The sequence below is a fragment of the Microbispora bryophytorum genome (genome assembly GCF_043197435.1).
GTDB classification, from domain to species: Bacteria; Actinomycetota; Actinomycetes; order Streptosporangiales; family Streptosporangiaceae; genus Microbispora; species Microbispora bryophytorum.
In genome coordinates, this window is record NZ_JBICTF010000003.1 from 257,019 (window position 1) to 275,647 (window position 18,629).

The window sequence follows — 18,629 nt, forward strand, 5'->3', positions numbered from 1 at the left end:
ACGACCCGGGCGCAGGTGCTCGCCGGAGGGAGGGGAGTGCGTGTGCTCCGCGCGTTCCTCGGCGCCCACGGCCCCGCCACCCCGGACGTTCGACGCCCGGTTGTTGCGCGGCGTCACGCCGAACCGAGCACCTCCTGGCCGCGGAGTCCTACCGCGTCGCCATGTTCCTCGACGGGCTGTGGCCCGCGGCCGGGGCTGCGGCCGGTCAGGTCACCTCCTTGCGGAGCACGCGGACCAGGCCGGCGGCCATGGGGATGGCGATCCAGAAGGCGACCGACGTGGCCAGCCTGGCTCCCTCGCTCCAGGTCATGTCGCCGCTTGTCAGCGGAGCGGCGGTGGTGCCGAGGTCGAGCCACTCGGCGAGGGTCGCGCCGGCGGAGTCGAGTCTGCCGACGACGGCCCACAGGACCGGAGTCGAGAAGTTGATCACGATCGCCGCGGGCGCGTTGAGAAGCAGCGCGCCGAGGGCGAGGCCCGCCGCGGCCACGAGGACGTTCCCCCCGGTCCAGCCGAGCAGCGCGAGAGGCTGGACCTCCCAGACGGCGGGCACGTGCTGCACTCCGGACACGACGGCCGTGGCCGGCACCGCGACCAGCATGGCGAACAGGGAGAGCGCCACCGCCGCCAGCAGGGGCGGCAGGCATTTGGCGGCGACGACGCGATGGCGGCGCGGTTCGAGCACGAAGGTGGTCAGCGCCGTGCGATGCGCCCACTCACCGGTTACGGTGAGGATGCCGAGCACCGGGAGCAGGGTGCCGAGGGCGATCCCCGCCGTGCCCACCAGGGTTTGCAGCTTCGGCCCGGCGACGGCGCCGCGCGCGATGACGGACGCGGCCACCAGCCCGACCATGACCAAGGCGATGATCATGCCGCTGCGGGTGTCGACGAGCTTGCGGGATTCGACCGCAAGCAGCCTGCGGAACGGGATCGGCCGGTCGGCGTTCATCTTGTCGTCCTTCGTGACGGGGCTCGGTGCCGTGATGTCGGTCGGGCGGCCGCCGGCGCGGGTCATGCGCCGCCCCGGCCGGCGCCGGTTTCCGGGGACGCGCCGATTTCCTGGGACGCGGTGGAGCCCGGGGACGCGGTGGAGTCCGGGCTCCGGTCCGCGTGCGCGGTGAGTTCGAGGAAGGTCTCTTCGAGGCCGCGGCCCCGGCCGAGCTCGCCGGTCGTGCCCTGGGCGAGCACGCGTCCCCTGCCGATCATCACGATGTGGTCCGCCACCTGTTCCACCTCGTGCAGCAGGTGCGAGCTGAGCAGCACGGCGCATCCGGAGTCGGCGAGGTCGCGCAGCAGGCGGCGCATCCAGTGGATGCCCTGGGGATCGAGACCGTTCGCGGGCTCGTCCAGGACGAGAACCTCGGGAGTGCCGAGCAGGGCGTGTGCGATGCCGAGCCGCTGGCGCATCCCGAGGGAGTAGCCGCCGACCGTTTGCCGGCTCTCCCGCTCGGTCAGCCCGACCAGGTCGAGCACCTCGCCGACCCGGGTCCGCGGCAGTCCGAGCGTCATCGCGCCGAGCGTGAGGACCTCTCTGCCGGTGCGGCCCGGATGCCGGGCCCCGGCGTCGAGCAGGGTGCCGACCCGCAGGCCGGGGCAGGCCATCCCGGCGTACGGCAGGCCGAGGACGGTCGCCGAACCGGAGGAGGGGCGGGACAGCCCCACCAGGATGCGCAGAGCCGTCGACTTTCCGGCGCCGTTGGGCCCGAGGAAGCCGGTGACGCTCCCGGCCGCGACGGTGAAGGTCACGTCGTCGAGCGCCTTCGCCTTTCCATAGATCTTGCTGACATGGTTGAACTCGATCACGCCGCCCAGTCCACCGCGAATGCGGACGCCGCCGCATCGGACCGAGGTCCGGCGCGTCTCGACGCCGGGCCCGGCCTTTCGCCCGCGGGCGATACCCACGGTTGTCCACAGGTCGACCCAGGTCGCTACGACCAGTTCGGTGAGGTCCTTAAGCTGTGGGGCTGTGCACGGCCGACCGGACTACCAGCCACCCCTGGACAGGCAGGGGGTCGCGCTGCGTTACCTGTGCGCCGTGGTGCCGATGCTCTTCCACGGCATGGTGCTGGCCTGGCTCGTCGTGCACGACGGCGACCGCCTCCCGCAGGCGCTGATCGACTCGGCGCTCGGTCTGATCGGGCTGGTCCTGATGCGGTGGCGGCGCCGGTGGCCGTGGCAGATCGCCCTGGCGACCGCCCTGCTGACCACGTTCTCGGCCACGGCGACCGGCCCCGCGCAGGTCGCGTACGTGTCCCTGGTGACCCATCGCCGATGGAGCCGGACGGTCCCGGTCGCGGTCGCGTCCGTGGTGTTCCTGCTGGTCGGCGGGTCTTTGGGCGGCGTAGACCAGGCCACGTTCGTCTCCTCGGTGTCGGGGCTGACGATTCTCGGCGGCCTGACCGTGTTCGGCCTCTACCTGCGCGGGCGCCGCGACCTGGAGCTGTCCCTGCGCGAGCGGGCGCGGGCCGCCGAGCGTGAGCAGCGTCAGCGGATCGACCAGGCGCGGCTGGCGGAGCGCGTCAAGATCGCTCAGGAGATGCACGACGTGCTCGCACACCGGATCTCCCTGCTGGCGATGCTGGCCGGCGGCCTGGCCTACCGGACCGACCTCGGCCCGGAGCAGACGCGTGAGGCCGCGCTCGCCATCCAGGAGAACGCGCACCAATCGCTCAACGAGTTGCGCACGGTGCTGCGCACGCTCCGCGACGACGGCGCCGTGGAGGCGCCGCAGCCCGACCTGGCCCATCTGGACGCGTTGTTCGGCGAGGTCCGCGCCGCCGGCCAGCGGGTCGAGGTGGACGACAGCATCGACGGCCGGGAGTCGCTGCCCGCGCAGACGGGCCGGCACGCCTACCGGATCGTGCAGGAGGCACTGACCAACGCGCGCAAGCACGCGCCGGGCGCCAGCGTCACCGCCGAACTCGGCGGACGACCGGGGGAGGACCTGCGGATCCGGGTGACGAACGCCACGCGCTCCGGCTCGGCCCCCGGTCCGGGCGGCAGGCTGGGCCTGGTGGGTCTGGCGGAGCGAACGAGGATGGCCGGCGGCACCCTGAGTCATACGATCCAGGACGGGCGATTCATCCTTGATGTCCGATTGCCATGGGAGGCTGCGGATCGTGACCCGGCTGGTGATAGTGGATGACGACGCCATGGTGCGGACCGGGCTGCGTCTCATCCTCGGCGGCGAACCCGACTTCGACATCGTCGGCGAGGCCGAGGACGGGCTGCGCGCCATGGAGGTGATCCGCGACCTGTGTCCCGATGTGGTGCTGCTGGACATTCGGATGCCCGGCCAGGACGGGCTGACCACCACCGAGCTGTTGCGGGAGCGGCCCGGCCCGCCGCGGATCCTCGTGCTCACCACGTTCGACGCCGACGACATGGTGCTGCGGGCCCTGCGACTCGGCGCCGACGGTTTCCTGCTGAAGGACACCCCGCCGCCGCGGATGATCGAGGCGGTCCGTGCCGTGGCGAAGGGCGAGCCCGTGCTGTCGCCGAGCGTCGCCCGGCAGGTGATCGCCGCGGCGACCGGCGGGTCCGGACCGGCCCTCCCGCGGGTGCGGGAGGAGCTGGACAGGCTCACCGAGCGCGAGCTCGAGGTCGCGGTCGAGGTGGCGCAGGGCAAATCGAACGCCGAGATCGCCGAGCGTCTCTACATGAGCGTCGCCACCGTGAAGGCGAACGTCACCAGGATCTTCGCCAAGCTCGGCACCGACAACCGCGTCCAGGTGGCGATGAAGGTGCGCGACGCCGGTCTCCTCTGAGCGCACCCCTCGACCGCGCCCGTGCTCGCCGCCCGCGCCCGCCCGTCCGGCTGTGACGGCTCGCGTCGGCGTCGGCATCGGCGTCGGGGCGGGGGCGGGGCCGGGTGCGCGGCCCGTCACGGGGACGGCGACCGGGAGGCCGGGCCGGCGATCAGTCCAGCCAGGCGGCGGGAGAGGGCAGGTGCCGGTCGAGCTCGTCCCACAGAGCCGGCGGGATCGGGGTGGCGGCGAGGCTCAACGTCTCCTCGAGTCGTTCGGGTTCCGAGACGCCGACGATGGTGGACGTCACCCGGGGATCGCGCAGCGAGAACTGCAGCGCGGCGGCGGCGAGGGGCACGCCGTGCGCGTCGCAGACCCGTCGCATGGCGCGGACCGCGTTCCGGACGGACTCGCCGGTGTCCCGATAGGCGTAGCGGGGCTGGGCGTCGGGCCCCTTGACCAGCATCCCGCCACCGTACGGCGCGCCGTTGACGAAGGCGACGCCGCGCTCGCGGGCCTCGTCGAGCAGCGGGTCGGCCTCGCGGTTCACCAGCGTCCAGCGGTTGTGGCTGATCACGGCGTCGAAGACGCCGGTGGTGACATACCTGCGCAACAGGCCGACCGGGCCGCCCGCGATGCCGATATGGTCGGCGACGCCGGCCTCCCGCAGCGCGACCAGCGCCTCCACCGCCCCGCCGGGGCCCATGGCCTCCTCGAACGTGATATGGAACTCGGGGTCGTGCAGATACAGCAGCGGCACGTTGCCGACGCCGAGCCGTTCCAGGCTCTCCTCGGCCGAACGGCGCACGCGTTCGCCGGAGAAGTCGCCGGTGTCGGGGTCCGCGTCGACCTTGGTGGCCAGGACGAACCCGGCGGGCACGCCGCCGCGGTCGCGGACCACGGCGCCGATGCGTCGTTCGGCGCTGCCGCCGCCGTAGTTGTTCGACGTGTCCAGGAAGTTGAACGGCCCGTCGAACACGGCCTCCACCGTGGCCCGCGCTCGCTGCTCGCCGACCTCGTACCCGTACAGGCCCGGCATGCTCGCCAGGGGACTGGTGCCGACGCAGATCGGCGTCACCGCCAGGCCGGTGCGCCCGAACGGCCGGCGCAGCGCCGGGTCCGGGACCGTCAGGTCGTCGCGCGAATCGAGGGGCATCGGGGGTGTCCTTCCGTCACGAACCGTCACGAACCGTCACCTTCGCCGATCACCTGCACCGTCACTTTCGCCGGTCACCTGCACGAGTCACCTGCACTGGTCACCTGCACGGGTCATCCCTGCCGGTCACCTGGACCCGTCACCCTTGCCCGTCACCTTTGTCCGGTGCCAGGCGCGCCACGGCCGCCGAGGCGGCCCGGTGCCCTTCGGCGAGCCGGGCCAGCACCGCGTCGGTCGCGGCGTCGGGCCGGGTCTCCTCCTTGTGGGCGGACCGCCAGGCGTGCAGCCGCCTGGCCCCTTCCGGCCAGGTGACGACCGGCCGGAACGACGGGACGAAGCGCCTGATTTTCGTGGTGTCGAACAACGCTGTGTGCTGGAGGTCGCCGACGATCAGGTCGGACCAGAACCAGTCCGGCGCGACGAGCGGCAGGAACTCGGCGGGAAGGTGGAGGAGCCGGGCCGGTGTCGCGGCCGTCCGCCCGATGACCTCGTAGATCTCGTTCCAGCTCAGCGCCTCGTCGGAGGTGATGTGGAAGTCCTCGCCGAGCGCCTGCCAGGCGCCTAGCAGGCCGACGAGGCCGACGGCGAAGTCGTCCGCGTGCGTCAGGGTCCACAGGCTGGTGCCGTCGCCGGGCACCACGATCTCGTCGCCGCGTACGACCCGGTCCCACATCGTCCAGTCGCCGGGCAGCGGCGGGTGCGCGTCGTCGTAGGTGTGCGAGGGGCGCACGATCGTGACGGGGAAGTCGCGCTCCTCGTAGGCGCGGCGCAGGACGTCCTCGGCCGCGATCTTGTCTCGTGCGTACGCGAGGTAGGGGTTGCGCCGGGCGGTCGACTCCGTGAAGGGCGCCCGCCGCACCGGCTTGTGGTAGATGGAGGCGCTGCTGATGTAGACGTACTGGGCGGTGTGGCCGTCCAGCAGGTCCACCGCCGCCGCCGCGTCCTCGGCCGTGTAGCCGAGGAAGTCGACGACGCAGTCGTACGCCCTCCCGGCCAGGGCCCGGCGGAGCGCGTCGCGGTCCCGCACATCCGCGGTGAGCGTCGTGACCCCCTCGGGCAGGGGACGGCGCCGGGCGGTGTGGCCCCGGTTGAGCACGTGGACGTCAAGGCCCCGGCGCACCGACTCGGCCACGCAGGCCGAGCTGATCGTTCCGGTGCCGCCGATGTAGAGGACCTTCACGTGGACTCCGAATCATGTGGCGGCGACGGGCCGTGCCGCGCCCGGTCTGGGGCAGTCGGCCGACCGATTGTTTTCGGGAAAATTGTGAAAATTGTCGGTTTCGGCAGCAACTTAGAGCGGGGCGTCATCCGACGTCAAGAGCGTCGTCACCGAGGCGCCGAGACGGGCGGCGCGGGCGGTCAGGTAGCCGCGCTCGGGCAGGCTGGCCGTGAGGCTCGCCGCCGCGCGGTAGTCCTCGACCGCCGCCGAGAGGTCGCCGGCCATCTCCAGCAGGTGCGCGCGCGTCGTGTGCAGGCGGTGGTGGCCCGCCAGCGGGCCGGCGGCCAGCGGTTCGAGCAGGGCCAGCCCGGTGGCGGGACCGTGCACCATCGCGGCGGCGACGGCGCGGTTGAGGGAGACCATCGGGTTGGGTGACATGCGCTCCAGCAGGCCGTACAACGCGAGGATTTGCGGCCAGTCGGTCTCCTCGGCGGTCGCCGCCTCGTCGTGCACCGCGGCGATCGCCGCCTGGATCTGGTACGGCCCGGCGGTGCCCCGGAGCAGGGCGGCCGTGAGCAGCGCGCCGCCCTCGGCGATCGCCTCGCGGTCCCACAGGCGGCGGTCCTGCTCCGCCAGCGGGACGGGGACGCCGCCCGGACCCGTCCTGGCGGGCCGCCGGGCGTCGGTCAGCAGCATCAGCGCGAGCAGTCCGGCGGCCTCGCAGTCGCCGTGCGGGGAACCTCGCAGCAGGCCGTGCAGCGTCCTGGCCAGCCGGATCGCCTCGCGGGACAGCTCGACGCGGTGCAGGCCGGGGCCGCCGCCGGCCGTGTACCCCTCGTTGAAGATGAGGTAGAGCACGTGCAGCACGGAGGCGAGCCGCGCGGAGCGCTCCTCCGGCTCCGGCATGTCGAACGGCACCCCCGACGCCCTGATGCGCTGCTTCGCCCGGCTGATGCGCTGCGCCATCGTCGCCTCCGGCACCATGAAGGCCCTGCCGATCTCGGCCGTGGTCAGCCCGCCGACGGCCCGCAGGGTCAGGGCGATGGCGGACGCCGGCGTCAGCGCGGGGTGACAGCTCAGGAACAGCATGACGAGCGTGTCGTCCCCGTCCGCCTCGTACGCCAGGTCGGCAGCCGGGGAGGTCCGGTGGCCCGCGGGATCCCTCGCGGCGACCAGCTCCTCGCGGCGGCGGCGCGCCTGCTCGCTCCGCACCTGCTCGATCATCCGCCGGTACGCGACCTGGACCAGCCAGCCCTTGGGGTTGTCCGGCACACCCTCGGCGGGCCACTGGGCGAGGGCGTCGAGCAGCGCCTCCTGGACCGCGTCCTCGGCGGCGTCGAAGTCGCCGAACCTGCGGGTGAGCACGCCGACGACCTGCGGCGCCAGCGGGCGCAGCAGGTCGTCGACGTGCGGGTGGGCCGCGGTCACAGTTCCTGGGACGGAGCCGCCATCACCTGACGCACCTCGATGGGCATGTTGAGCGGCTCGCCGTTCAGTCCGGGCGCCGCCGAGATGTGGGCCGCCAGCTCGTACGCGCGCTCGGGACCCTCGCAGTCGATGATCCAGTAACCGATCAGGAACTCCTTCGTCTCGGGGAACGGGCCGTCGGTGACGACGGGGACGCCGCCCTCACCGGCCCGCACGATCCGCGCCTGGCCGGGCATCGCCAGCCCCTGGGCGTCCACGAGCTCGCCGGCCTCGACGAGCCCGCGGTTCACGTCGTGCATGAACTCGATGTGTGCCTTGACGTCCTCCGGCGACCAGGTGTCCATGGGGGCGATGCCGCTCTCCGAGCCGAACTGCATCAGCAGCATGTACTTCATGTCTCGCTCCTCCTGCCGCCCGCCCCTCGTGGGCGCGCTCACCCCTGGGTAGAAGCCGGCTCCCCGATTCTCGACATCCTGCCGGAGATATCGCGGAAATTTCTTCCGGCCGCTTCAGGAGAGCCGGTTTTCCAGGGGGAGCCGGCTCTCAGGGACAGGCCGTTTTCGGGGGCAGACGGCTCACCGGGGGAGGCGGCTCAGAGGGACACGGCCACCTCGGCGTCTCCGGGCTCGTCCAGAGTGAACGTGACGGACCGGCCGCCGGCCGTGATCTCGTACTCGCCGAGGAAGCCGTCGAACCGGACGCGGCCGTCCGCGTCGGTGACCATCGTCGTCGGAGGCAGCCACCACTCGCCCTTGACCAGCGAGCGCAGCGCGTCGTACGACGGCTTGGGGGTGCCGTCGGCACGCACGAAGCCGCCCGGCGCGCCGAGCCAGCCGCCGTCCGACAGACCCCAGTACGTCATGGCCTCGACGGCGGGGTGGGACAGCAGGGTCTTGTAGTGGCGCACGATCTCGTCGGCCTGGCGGGCCTCACCCTCGGGAGTGGTCGGCCACTCGGGGATCTGGTAGTCGTTCAGGTCGACGATCTCCTCCGGCATGATGTGGCCGGAGACGATCGTCGTCTCGGTGAAGTGGATGGGCAGGCCGTAGCGCGCGAAGCGGTCGATCGTGGCGAGCGTCTTCTCCTCGCCCCAGTAACCCTGGTGCATGTGGCTCTGCAGGCCGAGCACGTCGATCTTTATGCCCGCCTCCAGCACACCCTCGATCAGGCACTCGTACGCCGCGGACATGTCGAAGTCGTTGAGCAGCAGCGTGGCGTGGGGATTGGCCTCGCGGGCCGCGTCGAAGACCATCCGGACCATCGGGATCCGGCCGATCTCGCGGCAGATCCGGGTGATGCCGTTGTCGTACTTGTCGAAGATCGGCATGATCACGGCCTCGTTGATGACGTCCCACATGTCGATCACGCCGGCGAAGTCGGTCATGTCGCGCCGGATGCGGTCCACCTGGGCCTTGGCGATCTCGGCGTTCGACAGGTCCATCAGCCAGCCGGCGGTCTCGGTGTGCCAGGTGAGCGGGTGCCCCTTGACCGGGATGCCCTGGTCGGCGAACCATCGCGCCGTCGTGAGCAGCCGCTCGGTGTCCGGGCGGCCCCGGACCGGCTCGAAATGCCCCCAGTAGAAGGGCAGCGTGGCGAAGTTGAACAGGTCGAACCACAGGTCGGCGACCTGCTGGGACCCGGACGCCGGGGACTCGCCGAGCGACCGCCGCTCGCCGTCGTCCGTCGCGGTCTCGCCGTTGGCCAGCGGGATGAAGTCGAACCCGATGCAGCCGAACAGGAACTTGTGCCGGCGCTGCGCGACGACCACCTCCCGGTCGGCGAGGGGCGTGCCGTTCGCGGTGACGGTGAGCGTGGCGCCGGCGGTGCGGTGCTTCCTGATCAGCGGGTCGGGGTCGACGACCGCGGAGCTGGAAGCAGGGTGGGACGACATCGAGCGGCCTCCAGGGATGCTCAAAGCGGACAAGTCCCCTCCGGGAGCCTCCTCGCCCCCGCCGGAGAGGTCTGTGATCCCGAGCACGTTAACGCTCTTGATGCTCGAAAGCACACAGACCTCTCCATCGGCGCGATCAACGGCCGAAGTAGCGCGTTCAGTGGATGAAATGGGTGAAGCGGGCGGCGGGCTCACCGCGCAGCCGTCCCTCCGGCAGCCGGCGGCCGCACAGGACCAGCACCAAATCCTGCGCGGCGCCGGACAACGGGGTGCCCGTGCCGAGCGACCAGTCGACGTCGTCGGCGCGCAGTTCGACACCGTCCAGGTCGACGCCGAAATACCTGCGGCTGCGTGGGGACAGCGCGTTGCCGAGCAGGACGCGCATCCGGTCGCCGGGAACCCTCCGGTCGATCCCGAGCGCCACGGTGATGTCCATGCCGTGGATCACGTCGTGCGACAGCGCCCCCGCGTAGCCGCCGCCCGGAGGGCGCCAGGGGTGCTCGGCGTTGTCCCGCAGGCACGCGGTCAGCTCTCGCGGGCCGAGCGCCGCCGCGTCCCGGCGGGCGAGCCGGTCGGCCAGCCGGTCGAAGTTGCCCCGGGCCCTGACGAGACCGGCCAGCACGCTCGGCCCGGAGTGCCGGTAGGGCATCGTCATGTGGGCCACCACCTCCCGCACCCGCCACCCCGCGCACAGCGAGGGCGCGTCCCACGCGTGTGGCGGCAGCTCGCTCAGCAGGTCCGCCAGATCGCGGCGTTCCGCCGCGATCTGCTGCCGGATATCGGTGTCCATTCGTTCGTCGCCCTTCCGGTCGTGTCCGTCCGTACGCCCACCCGACGAACGGGCGCGGCCCGGATGGACCGTGTCAGCCGAGATGACGGCGAAGCGGCGGGCGAGGGCGGCGAAGTGTCAGCCGAGGGCGGCGAGGCGGCGGGCGAGGTAGCGGCGCTCGGCGTCGGTGGCGGCCAGCCCGGCCGCCTCCCGGTAGGCGCCGGCGGCCTCGGCCGTACGGCCCAGGCGGCGCAGCAGGTCGGCGCGGGCGGCGGGCAGCAGGTGATAGCCGGCCAGGGCGCCCGTCTCCCGCAGGGCGTCGACCAGCGCCAGGCCCGCGGCGGGGCCGTGTGCCATGCCGACCGCCACCGCGCGGTTCAGCTCCACGACCGGCGAGGGGACCAGCCGCGCGAGCCGCGCGTACAGCACGGCGATCTGCGCCCAGTCGGTGTCCTCCGGGCGGGCCGCGGTGGCGTGGCAGGCGGCGATGGCGGCCTGCACCTGGTAGGGGCCGGGCCGCCCCCGCCGCAGCGTGCCGTCCAGCAGGGCCACGCCGTCGGCGATCAGGCCGGCGTCCCACCGGCCGCGGTCCTGGTCCTCCAGCACCACCAGGTCGCCGGCCTCGTCGAGGCGGGCGGCGCGGCGTGCGTGGTGCAGCAGCATCAGCGCGAGCAGGCCCGCCGCCTCGGGCTCGTCCGGCATCAGCCGCACCAGCACCCGGGCCAGGCGGATCGCTTCGGCCGCGAGGTCGTGCCGTACGAGGTCGGCGCCGGCCGTCGCCGAGTAGCCCTCGTTGAACAGCAGATACAGCACGGCGAGCACCGCCGGAAGGCGCTCGGGCAGCAGGTGGGCGGGCGGCACCCGATAGGGGATGCCCGCGTGCCTGATCTTCTGCTTGGCCCGGGCCAGCCGCTTGGCCATCGCCTGCTCGCCGACCAGGAACGCCCGCGCGATCTCGGTCGTGCCGAGCCCGGCGAGGGTGCGCAGGGTCAGCGCCACCCTGGCCTCCAGCGCGAGCGCCGGATGGCAACAGGTGAAGATCAGCCGCAACCGGTCGTCCGTCACGTCCGGCTCGTCGCCGGCGTCGTCATCCGTCCTGAGCACGCCCGCCACCTCCCGGAGCTTGGCGGCGCCGGTCGCCTCGCGGCGCAGCAGGTCCACGGCCCGGTTGCGCGCGGCGGTGGTCAGCCACGCGCCGGGCCGGCGCGGCACGCCGTCGCGCCGCCAGGTCCGCAGGGCCTGGGCGAAGGCGTCCTGTGCGCACTCCTCGGCCAGGTCCCAGTCGCCGGTCCAGCGGATGAGGGTGGCCACGACCTGCCCCCACTCCTCCCGGAAGGCCCGGTCGACGGCGGCCTCGACCGGCGGCGTCACAGGTCGAGGAGCGGCCGGATCTCGATCGTGCCGTACGCCGCGGCGGGATGGGCGGCGGCGATCTCGATGGCCTCGTCCAGGTCGGCGCACTCGATCAGGCAGAACCCGCCGAGTTGCTCCTTGGTCTCGGCGAACGGCCCGTCCGACAGCAGCACCTCGCCCTCGCGCACCCGCAGCGTCGTGGCGTCGTCCGGCGGGCGCAGCCCGGCGCCTCCCCGGAGCACGCCGCGCTCCGCCATCTTCTCCGACCACCCGCCGCACCCGTCGTCGGCGTGCTCCGCCGCCGACTCGTCGCCGCAGATCAGCAGCACGTACTTCATGCGTCCTCCTCGCACCGGAATCCCATCATGTCCCTACGACGAACGGGGACGGCCATGATGGACGCTCCCAAGGATTTCGCGCGTGTGGGCGTTCTCCATTCGCGGTCGCTCGTCCGGTCCCTTTGCTGTTGGCGGCGAAGTGGCGGACGCATCGGGGCGTGCTGCGGCTCCTCGCCTTCGGCGTCGACCGGACCCGGCCCTTCCACCTCCTGCGCCGGCTCGCCTTCGTCCTGTTCGTCGTCGGCTTCCTCCTCGACCTGCTCGCCTCGTGACGGCGTACGGGGAACCGGGCGGCGGGGACGGCTCGTTGGCAGCGGTGAACGATCCGCGACCGAGGGAGTGACCGGTGTTCCGCAAGCTGATGGCCGCGCTCGGGGCCGGCGTCGAGGTCGACACGGTGCTGCGCGACCCGCACGTGTGCCCGGGGGAGACCCTGCACGGCGAGGTCCGCTTCAGGAGCGGGTCGTCCGACCACAAGGTGGACGGGATCACCGTCGACTTCACCGCCGTCGTGGAGGTCGAGCACGGCGACCAGGAACACCACGCGACCTACAGCTTCCTGCGGGCGCCGGTGTCCGGGCCGTTCGACCTGCGGGCGGGGGAGGCCCGCGCGCTGCCGTTCGCGATCCCGGTGCCGTGGGAGACGCCAGTCAGCGCGGTCGGCGGGCGCCCGCTGCCCGGCATGCGGCTCGGCGTGGCCACCGAGCTGGCGCTCGCGGGCGCGCTCGACAAGGGCGACCTCGACCCGCTGCACGTCAACCCGCTGCCCGCGCAGGACCACCTGCTCGGAGCGCTCGTCCACATGGGCTTCCACTTCAAGCGGGCCGACCTGGAGCGCGGCACCCTCCGGGGCTCGACCATGCCGTTCTACCAGGAGATCGAGTATCACGCCCGACCGGAATGGCGCCGCCACTTCAGCGAGCTGGAGCTGACCTTCATCGCCGGACCGCACTCGATGGACGTGATCCTAGAGGCCGACAAGAGGGGTGGCTTCCTCACCTCCAGCCACGACGTCTACAACCGCTTCCGCGTCGGGTACGGCGATCACCCCGGCCGGGTGGAGCAGGCACTGCGCGACGGCCTCGCCGCGATGGCCCGGCACCGCGGCTGGTTCTGACCCCGGTCAGGAGAAGGGCCCCCGGACGCCGGGCGTCTCGTGCTCCGGTCAGCCGGCGCGATGCCGGACGATGTCGGCCGGAGGGTGGGTGTGCCGGTGGCCGTCGAGGACGGCGTGGTGGTCCACGCCGTCGTGGGAAAGCGGATCGGCGTGCACGATGGCGGCCGTCAGCCGGGGGACGGCGTGGATCAGGTTGTGCTCGGCCTCGGCCGCGACGCGATGGGCCTCCACCACCGTGGCGGCCGGGTCGACGACGACCTCGCACTCGGCCCTGAGCCGGTGGCCGATCCAGCGCAGCCGCACCTGACCCAGGCCGAGCACGCCGGGGGTGCCCCGCAGGGTCGCCTCGGCGCGGTCCACGAGAGCGGGGTCGACGGCGTCCATCAGCCGCCGGTACACCTCCCGCGCCGCCTGCCGCAGCACCATCAGGATCGCGACCGTGATGAGCAGGCCGACGGCGGGATCGGCCCAGGTCCAGCCCAGGGCCGACCCTCCGGCTCCGGCCAGCACGGCCAGTGAGGTGAAGCCGTCGGTGCGGGCGTGCAGCCCGTCGGCGACGAGGGCCGCCGAGCCGATCTCGCGCCCGACGCGGATGCGGTGGCGGGCGACCAGCTCGTTCCCGGCGAAGCCCACGAGGGCCGCCGCCGCGACTGCCCCCAGGTGGGAGACCTCCCGGGGCTCCAGGAGCCGCCCGATCGCCGCGTACGCCGCGGCGATCGAGGAGGCGGCGATCGCCGCGACGATGACCACGCCCGCCAGGTCCTCGGCCCGTCCGTAGCCGTAGGTGTAGCGACGGGTGGGCGGGCGGCGGCCCAGCAGGAACGCGATCCCGAGCGGCACGGCGGTCAGCGCGTCGGCCGCGTTGTGCAGGGTGTCGCCCAACAGCGCCACCGATCCCGACAGGGCCACCACCGCCGCCTGGACCAGCGTGGTCGCGCCGAGACCGGCCAGCGACACCCACATCGCGCGCATCCCCCGTGCGGACGACTCCATCGCCGGGTCGACCTTGTCGGCGGGTTCGTGCGAATGCGGGCGCAGCAGATGCGCCACCCGTGCGCGGAGGGTCGTCACGCCGCGCCCGTGCCCGTGGCCATGCCCGTGGCCATGCTCGTGGCCATGCTCGTGCCCATGCCCGCGTCCGTGCCCGTGGCCGTGCTCGTGTCCGGGGGCGGCCTGTCGCTGGCTCATGGCACCCACGATGCCGCGGAAAATCCGTCGCAGCATCTCGACAAGAGCAGGACCGGCGCAGTTGCGAACGCCCCGCACTGTTCCGCGTCAGAGCGGAACGCGCCCCGGCATCAGGCCGGCGCGTCGCCGATGCGGCCGGCGTCCCTCGCGGCGGCACGGATCTCGCGCAGGAGCGCCTCGCTGCCGCTCACGAGATGAGGCAGGCCGAGCCGCCGGTGGGCATCGCGCCCGGCCTCCGCGTGCGCCAGGGCGGCCTGGACGTCGCCGGCCCGGCGCAGGAGCCGGGCGACCACGTCGTGAAGCGTTCCCCACGACAGGCAGCCCGTGCCCATGGTCATGAGCTCGCCGGCGATCGGCCGCAGCTCGCCGAGCAGGTCGTGCGGGTCGGGCCGGCCGAGCTCCGCGGCGACCAGGGCCCACTGCCAGGCGACGAACTGCCACGTCCAGTCGCGTGGCCGCGCCGCGCCCCAGCGGTCGATCAGGCGATGGGCCAGCTCGTGGTCGCCCGTCCCCAGCGCGGCGAGGACGGCCGTGGGCCGCGCGATCATGTTGGAATCGTCGGCAGCGGCCTCGACCAGCTCCGTCAGCAGTGGGCTGGGCCGTCCCCGGCACCAGTCGGCGAAGAACGCATAGATCAGCTTGAGGATGTCCGTCCCCCACAGACTGGTGCGGCGGTAGCTGCCGGTGCCGATGACCGCCTGCCGGTCCATCTCCTCCCAGTCGCCGGCCAGCATCGCCCGACCGGCCGCGGCGTACGCGACCTGCGTCTCGATCTCCGGCATCCGCACCTCCGCGGTGAGCCGCAGGCAGCGGGCCAGCTCCGCGTCGTAGTCGGCGAGCATGCCCGCCTTCAGGAACTTGGGCATGCGGTGCAGGCGGGCGACGATCTCGGTGGCCCTGGGCAGACCGGGCAGGCCCAGCATCTCCTCGGCCGCGCGGTAACGCTCCTCCTCGTGCTCGGGTGTCCAGGCCGCGATGACGAAGTTGTTCAGCGTGCGGGCCAGCAGTGGGGGGTCGCCGGTGCGGCGGGCCAGTTCCACGGCCTCCAGCGCGTGGCGGCGGCCCTCCTCGCGCCGGTCGCCGTAGTACAGCTCGACGCCGAGCGTGCCGAGCAGCTCCGCGCGGGTGCGCACGGCGTCCGGGCCAAGCCGGGAGAGCTGGTCCTCCAGCACGGTCACCATGCGCTGGTCGACCACGCCGTACGAGCGCCAGTTCCACAGGGTGACGCCGCCGAAGACGGTGGCCGCCTCGATGACGGCGGCGTCGTCGCCGATGCCGGTCGCGAGCGTCACGGCCTCGTCCAGCGCGCCGCGCGCCCCCTCCACGTCGCCGGTCACCCGCCGGGCCTTGCCCAGGCCGATCAGCAGGGCGCAGCGGGTGGCCCCGGGCCCGGCGGCGCAGGCGTCGAGGGCCTGCTCCCAGTAGAGGACGGCCTCGTCGTAGGCGAGCCGGGCCGTCGCCTGCCCGGCCGCCTCCACGGCGTACGAGACGGCCTTGTCCGCGTGGCCGACCCGGGCGGCCAGCCCGAAGTGGTGGGCCAGCGCGGGCAGCCGCGACGCGGCCTCACCCCACCGTAGGGTCTCGATGGCCTCGCCCACCCGGCCGTGGAGCTGGGCCCGCTGCCGGCGGCTGAGCCCGGAGTACAGCGCCTCCTGCACCAGCGCGTGGGAGAAGCGGTAGTCCCAGCCGCCGTCCACCTCGACCAGCAGCCCGGTCGCGACGGCCGGTTCGAGCAGCATCATCACCCGGGCGCCGCCGACCCCGGTCGCGGTCTCCAGCACGTCGGCGTCCACGTCCCTGCCGATCACGGCGGCCGCCCGCAGCAGGGTCTGGGAGTCCTCCGGCAGCCGCGACACCCGCTGGTTGATCACGTCGCGCACGCCGTCGGGCACCGTCAGGGCGAGCACGTCCGCCGCGCCCACCCGGCCGTCGGGATGGGTGCTGGTCAGCAGGCGCAGCAGTTCACCCAGGAAGAACGGGTTGCCGCCGGTCCTGTCGTGCAGCGCGGAGGCGAGCGCCGGCCCGGGGCCGGCCCATCCGGCCTCGCGCAGGTAGTCGGCGATCTGCTCGTGGGTGAGCGGGGCGACGGTCATCCGTTCGGTGCCGCGCTGGCGCGTCAGCTCGCCGAGCGCCTCGGTCAGCGCCTGCCGGTCCACCGCCGGTTCGGGCCGTACGGTGACCAGGACCAGGAGCGGGACGCGGTGCAAATCGGCGCCGAGGAAGGTGAGCAACTTCAGCGAGGCGGCGTCGGCCCAGTGGAGGTCCTCCACCACGACCAGCACCGGGGCGGCGGAGGCCCGCCGCGTGAGCGCCCGGGCCACGCCGTCGTGCAGCAGGAATCGGGCGGTGTCGGGGTCGGCCGTGTCCGTTCGGTCGCCATCTCGGTCGCCATCTCGGTCGCCATCTCGGTCGCCATCTCGGTCGCCGTCTCGGTCGCCGTCCGAGAGACGGTGGGCGAGCCTGGCGAGGTCGCCGCCCGTCTCCCCGGACTCCGCCGTCTGCCCGGCCTTCCCGGTCTTGTGGGCCTCGCCGGTTCCCGCAACCCGGCCGGTCGCCGGAGCCCTGTCCGTCGCGGAAGTCCGGGCCGTTCCCGGAGTCTGTGTTTCCGGAGTCTGTGTTTCCGGAGCCGGTGTTCCCAGAGTCTGCGCTCCCGGGGGGTGGGCCGCGCCGAGGGCGTTGAGCGCCTGGATCCAGGGCCAGAACGCTGGGGCTCCGCTGCCCTCGACGCACCTGCTCCAGGCGACCGCGGCCCCGCGCTCGGCCGCCATGCTCGCGGCGGCCTCCGCCAGGCGGGTCTTGCCGATGCCGGACTCCCCGCTCACCAGGAACACGCCACCCGCGCCCCGGCGCAGGTCGTCGAGCCGCTCGGCGATCCGGCGCAGATGCGGCTCCCGCCCCACCAGTCCCGGCACGGCGGCGTGCCGGGTGTTCTCGTGCCGGGTGTTCTCGTGCCGGGTGTTCTCGTGCCCGGTGTTCTTGTGCCCGGTGTTCTCGCCTCCGGCGTTCCCGTCCCCGGTATGGTCGCCCGCTGCGGCGCCCCGCACGCCCGCGCCCGTGCCAGCCCGCGCGTATCGGGCGGGCTCCGGCGGCACGGCGACCGCGGGGGCCCACACCCCCGCCAGGGACTCGTCCTGGACGAGGATGGCCTGCTCCAGCCGCCGCAGTTCGGGACTCGGGTCGAGGCCCAGTTCGTCGCCGAGCAGCGCGCGGCAACGCTGGTAGGCGGCCAGCGCCTCGGCCTGCCTGCGCTCCCGGTAGAGGGCCCGCATGAGCAGCGCCCACAGACCCTCGCGGTAGGGATCCTGTTCGAGCAGCCGCTCGACCTCGACCGCCACCTCGGCCGCCCGTCCGAGCGCGAGCCACGCCTCGGCGCGTACGGTCAGCGCGTGCAGGCGGGTCTCGCCCAGGCGGGCGACGGTGGACCGGGCGAACGGCTCGTCGGCCAGGTCGGCCAGCGGCTCGCCCCGCCACAGCGCCAGCGCCGGGCCGAGGATCCGCTCGGCCTCTTCGGCCCGGCCCGCGGCCAGCGCGGCGTGCCCGGCCTCGGCCGCCCGGCCGAACCGCTCGGCGTCGACCTGTTCAGGCTTGATGTCCAGCAGGTAGCCGGGCTCGCGCGTACGCAGGACCCGGGCGGGGGAGCGCGGGCTGCGCCGGGGTTCGAGCGTCCTGCGCAGATGGGAGATGTACGCCTGGAGCGTTCCCGTGGCGCTGGAGGGCGGCTCGTCCCGCCACAGCCGGTCGATGAGCTGGTCGAGGGGCACGACATGGGGCGCGTTCAGCAACAGCAGCGCGAGCACGGCCCGCTGCTTGCGGGGCCCGAGATCGAGGATCGTCCCCGTGCCGTCGGCGACCTCCAGCGTGCCGAGGAGGCGGAAGTCCAGAGCGGGGCCCTGGTGGCCGTCCAGACCCGGGCGCGGCGCCGGTGATCGCGCTCCGTCGATGCTCGTGCGCATCACAACTCCCGAAAGAGCCAGGGGCCCCAACGCCAGATTTCGGGCTCATCATACCCATCTGTCCGCTCGTTCTCGCGAGAGAGATCGTGGTTCGTCGCGGACCTGAAACCGGCGCTCTCCAGTAGGGCGCGCAGGTCGTCGTCGCCCGGGCCGGGGAGGAACCACACGGCCCGGACGCCGTCCGCGCGCAACTCCATCAGCAGGTCGTCGAGCAGGCGGCGGTCCAGCCCGCCGCCACAGTCCAGCCCGCCGCGGTGCGGTGCGGCCACGGCGAGCGCGTGCAGCAGCGCCCACTCCGGGATGTGCCGGGGCATCCCGGTCTCCAGCAGCGCGGCGGCGAGCGGAGCGGCGGCGGCCGGCCGGCCGAGGTCGGTCAGCACGTAGAGGCGGCACCGCGCGGCCGGCGCCTTGCGCAGGACGCGTTCCAGCGCCGGGCCGATGATGCCGGCTCCCGGCGCGCCCGTGTGGGCCGGCACCTCGCGCAGCAGCAGTGTTCCCGGTGACGTACCCGGTGAAGTTCCGGGCGACGTACCC

General features: G+C 73.3%; 16 protein-coding genes. 3 read left to right on the forward strand and 13 right to left on the reverse strand.

Annotated features, from left to right (window positions below; translation table 11 throughout):
- Positions 1–205 precede the first annotated feature (205 nt).
- On the reverse strand, positions 206–1,012 hold the full coding sequence (locus ACGFIB_RS10590) for an ABC transporter permease (protein WP_393370457.1): 807 nt from the start codon (positions 1,010–1,012) through the stop codon (positions 206–208).
- Complete coding sequence (locus tag ACGFIB_RS10595; protein ID WP_393370460.1) at positions 1,009–1,800, reverse strand: ABC transporter ATP-binding protein; 792 nt, start codon at positions 1,798–1,800, stop codon at positions 1,009–1,011. The genes ACGFIB_RS10590 and ACGFIB_RS10595 overlap by 4 nt, the downstream gene beginning before the upstream one ends.
- 163 nt (positions 1,801–1,963) lie before the next feature.
- Between ACGFIB_RS10595 and ACGFIB_RS10600 the strand changes: the two genes are divergently transcribed.
- Together ACGFIB_RS10600 and ACGFIB_RS10605 are read left to right on the forward strand one after the other, a co-directional pair.
- On the forward strand, positions 1,964–3,142 hold the full coding sequence (locus ACGFIB_RS10600) for a sensor histidine kinase (RefSeq protein WP_393370464.1): 1,179 nt from the start codon (positions 1,964–1,966) through the stop codon (positions 3,140–3,142).
- On the forward strand, positions 3,117–3,764 hold the full coding sequence (locus ACGFIB_RS10605) for a response regulator transcription factor (protein ID WP_357242154.1): 648 nt from the start codon (positions 3,117–3,119) through the stop codon (positions 3,762–3,764). The genes ACGFIB_RS10600 and ACGFIB_RS10605 overlap by 26 nt, the downstream gene beginning before the upstream one ends.
- A 151-nt stretch (positions 3,765–3,915) precedes the next feature.
- Here the strand turns inward: ACGFIB_RS10605 and ACGFIB_RS10610 are convergent, their stop codons facing one another.
- From ACGFIB_RS10610 to ACGFIB_RS10645, 8 genes are all read right to left on the reverse strand, one after another.
- Positions 3,916–4,899: an aldo/keto reductase gene (locus ACGFIB_RS10610; RefSeq protein ID WP_393370468.1), complete on the reverse strand. Its 984-nt coding sequence runs from the start codon at positions 4,897–4,899 to the stop codon at positions 3,916–3,918.
- A 139-nt stretch (positions 4,900–5,038) separates the two neighbouring features.
- Positions 5,039–6,079 (reverse strand): NAD-dependent epimerase/dehydratase family protein, encoded by a 1,041-nt coding sequence (locus ACGFIB_RS10615; RefSeq protein WP_393370472.1) that lies wholly within the window; start codon positions 6,077–6,079, stop codon positions 5,039–5,041.
- 111 nt (positions 6,080–6,190) lie between these two features.
- The gene (locus ACGFIB_RS10620) at positions 6,191–7,486 is read right to left on the reverse strand and encodes an RNA polymerase sigma factor (RefSeq protein ID WP_393370475.1); all 1,296 of its coding nucleotides are present in this window, start codon (positions 7,484–7,486) and stop codon (positions 6,191–6,193) included.
- Positions 7,483–7,881 (reverse strand): YciI family protein, encoded by a 399-nt coding sequence (locus tag ACGFIB_RS10625; protein ID WP_357257083.1) that lies wholly within the window; start codon positions 7,879–7,881, stop codon positions 7,483–7,485. The genes ACGFIB_RS10620 and ACGFIB_RS10625 overlap by 4 nt, the downstream gene beginning before the upstream one ends.
- Positions 7,882–8,078: 197 nt before the next feature.
- A complete protein-coding gene (locus tag ACGFIB_RS10630) occupies positions 8,079–9,401 on the reverse strand; it encodes an endo-1,4-beta-xylanase (RefSeq protein ID WP_393370477.1) in 1,323 nt (440 codons plus the stop codon).
- A gap of 133 nt (positions 9,402–9,534) precedes the next feature.
- Positions 9,535–10,167 carry a maleylpyruvate isomerase family mycothiol-dependent enzyme gene (locus tag ACGFIB_RS10635; protein ID WP_393370479.1) on the reverse strand — a complete coding sequence of 211 codons (633 nt, stop codon included), beginning with the start codon at positions 10,165–10,167 and terminating at the stop codon, positions 9,535–9,537.
- 117 nt (positions 10,168–10,284) lie between these two features.
- Positions 10,285–11,517, reverse strand: coding sequence for an RNA polymerase sigma factor (locus tag ACGFIB_RS10640; RefSeq protein ID WP_393370482.1), 1,233 nt, complete (start codon positions 11,515–11,517; stop codon positions 10,285–10,287).
- Positions 11,514–11,837 carry a YciI family protein gene (locus ACGFIB_RS10645; protein ID WP_357242176.1) on the reverse strand — a complete coding sequence of 108 codons (324 nt, stop codon included), beginning with the start codon at positions 11,835–11,837 and terminating at the stop codon, positions 11,514–11,516. The genes ACGFIB_RS10640 and ACGFIB_RS10645 overlap by 4 nt, the downstream gene beginning before the upstream one ends.
- 346 nt (positions 11,838–12,183) lie before the next feature.
- Here ACGFIB_RS10645 and ACGFIB_RS10650 point away from each other — a divergent pair, with 346 nt between their 5' ends.
- The gene (locus ACGFIB_RS10650; RefSeq protein ID WP_393370486.1) at positions 12,184–12,954 is read left to right on the forward strand and encodes a sporulation protein; all 771 of its coding nucleotides are present in this window, start codon (positions 12,184–12,186) and stop codon (positions 12,952–12,954) included.
- Positions 12,955–13,002: 48 nt separating this feature from the next.
- Here ACGFIB_RS10650 and ACGFIB_RS10655 read toward each other — a convergent pair whose 3' ends face one another.
- From ACGFIB_RS10655 to ACGFIB_RS10665, 3 genes are all read right to left on the reverse strand, one after another.
- On the reverse strand, positions 13,003–14,142 hold the full coding sequence (locus tag ACGFIB_RS10655; protein WP_393370488.1) for a cation diffusion facilitator family transporter: 1,140 nt from the start codon (positions 14,140–14,142) through the stop codon (positions 13,003–13,005).
- 110 nt (positions 14,143–14,252) lie between these two features.
- Positions 14,253–18,095 (reverse strand): BTAD domain-containing putative transcriptional regulator, encoded by a 3,843-nt coding sequence (locus tag ACGFIB_RS10660; protein WP_393370491.1) that lies wholly within the window; start codon positions 18,093–18,095, stop codon positions 14,253–14,255.
- Positions 18,095–18,571: a hypothetical protein gene (locus tag ACGFIB_RS10665; protein ID WP_393370494.1), complete on the reverse strand. Its 477-nt coding sequence runs from the start codon at positions 18,569–18,571 to the stop codon at positions 18,095–18,097. Before ACGFIB_RS10665 ends, ACGFIB_RS10660 begins: the two co-directional genes overlap by 1 nt.
- Between the last annotated feature and the right edge of the window lie 58 nt (positions 18,572–18,629).

Excerpts from the sequence above, each read along its gene's own strand:
- ACGFIB_RS10590 (WP_393370457.1), bottom strand. The coding sequence starts at position 1,012 with ATGACCCGCGCCGGCGGCCGCCCGACCGACATCACGGCACCGAGCCCC.
- ACGFIB_RS10660 (WP_393370491.1), bottom strand. The coding sequence starts at position 18,095 with ATGCGCACGAGCATCGACGGAGCGCGATCACCGGCGCCGCGCCCGGGT.
- ACGFIB_RS10610 (WP_393370468.1), bottom strand. The coding sequence starts at position 4,899 with ATGCCCCTCGATTCGCGCGACGACCTGACGGTCCCGGACCCGGCGCTG.
- ACGFIB_RS10645 (WP_357242176.1), bottom strand. The coding sequence starts at position 11,837 with ATGAAGTACGTGCTGCTGATCTGCGGCGACGAGTCGGCGGCGGAGCAC.
- ACGFIB_RS10635 (WP_393370479.1), bottom strand. The coding sequence starts at position 10,167 with ATGGACACCGATATCCGGCAGCAGATCGCGGCGGAACGCCGCGATCTG.
- ACGFIB_RS10655 (WP_393370488.1), bottom strand. The coding sequence starts at position 14,142 with ATGAGCCAGCGACAGGCCGCCCCCGGACACGAGCACGGCCACGGGCAC.
- ACGFIB_RS10625 (WP_357257083.1), bottom strand. The coding sequence starts at position 7,881 with ATGAAGTACATGCTGCTGATGCAGTTCGGCTCGGAGAGCGGCATCGCC.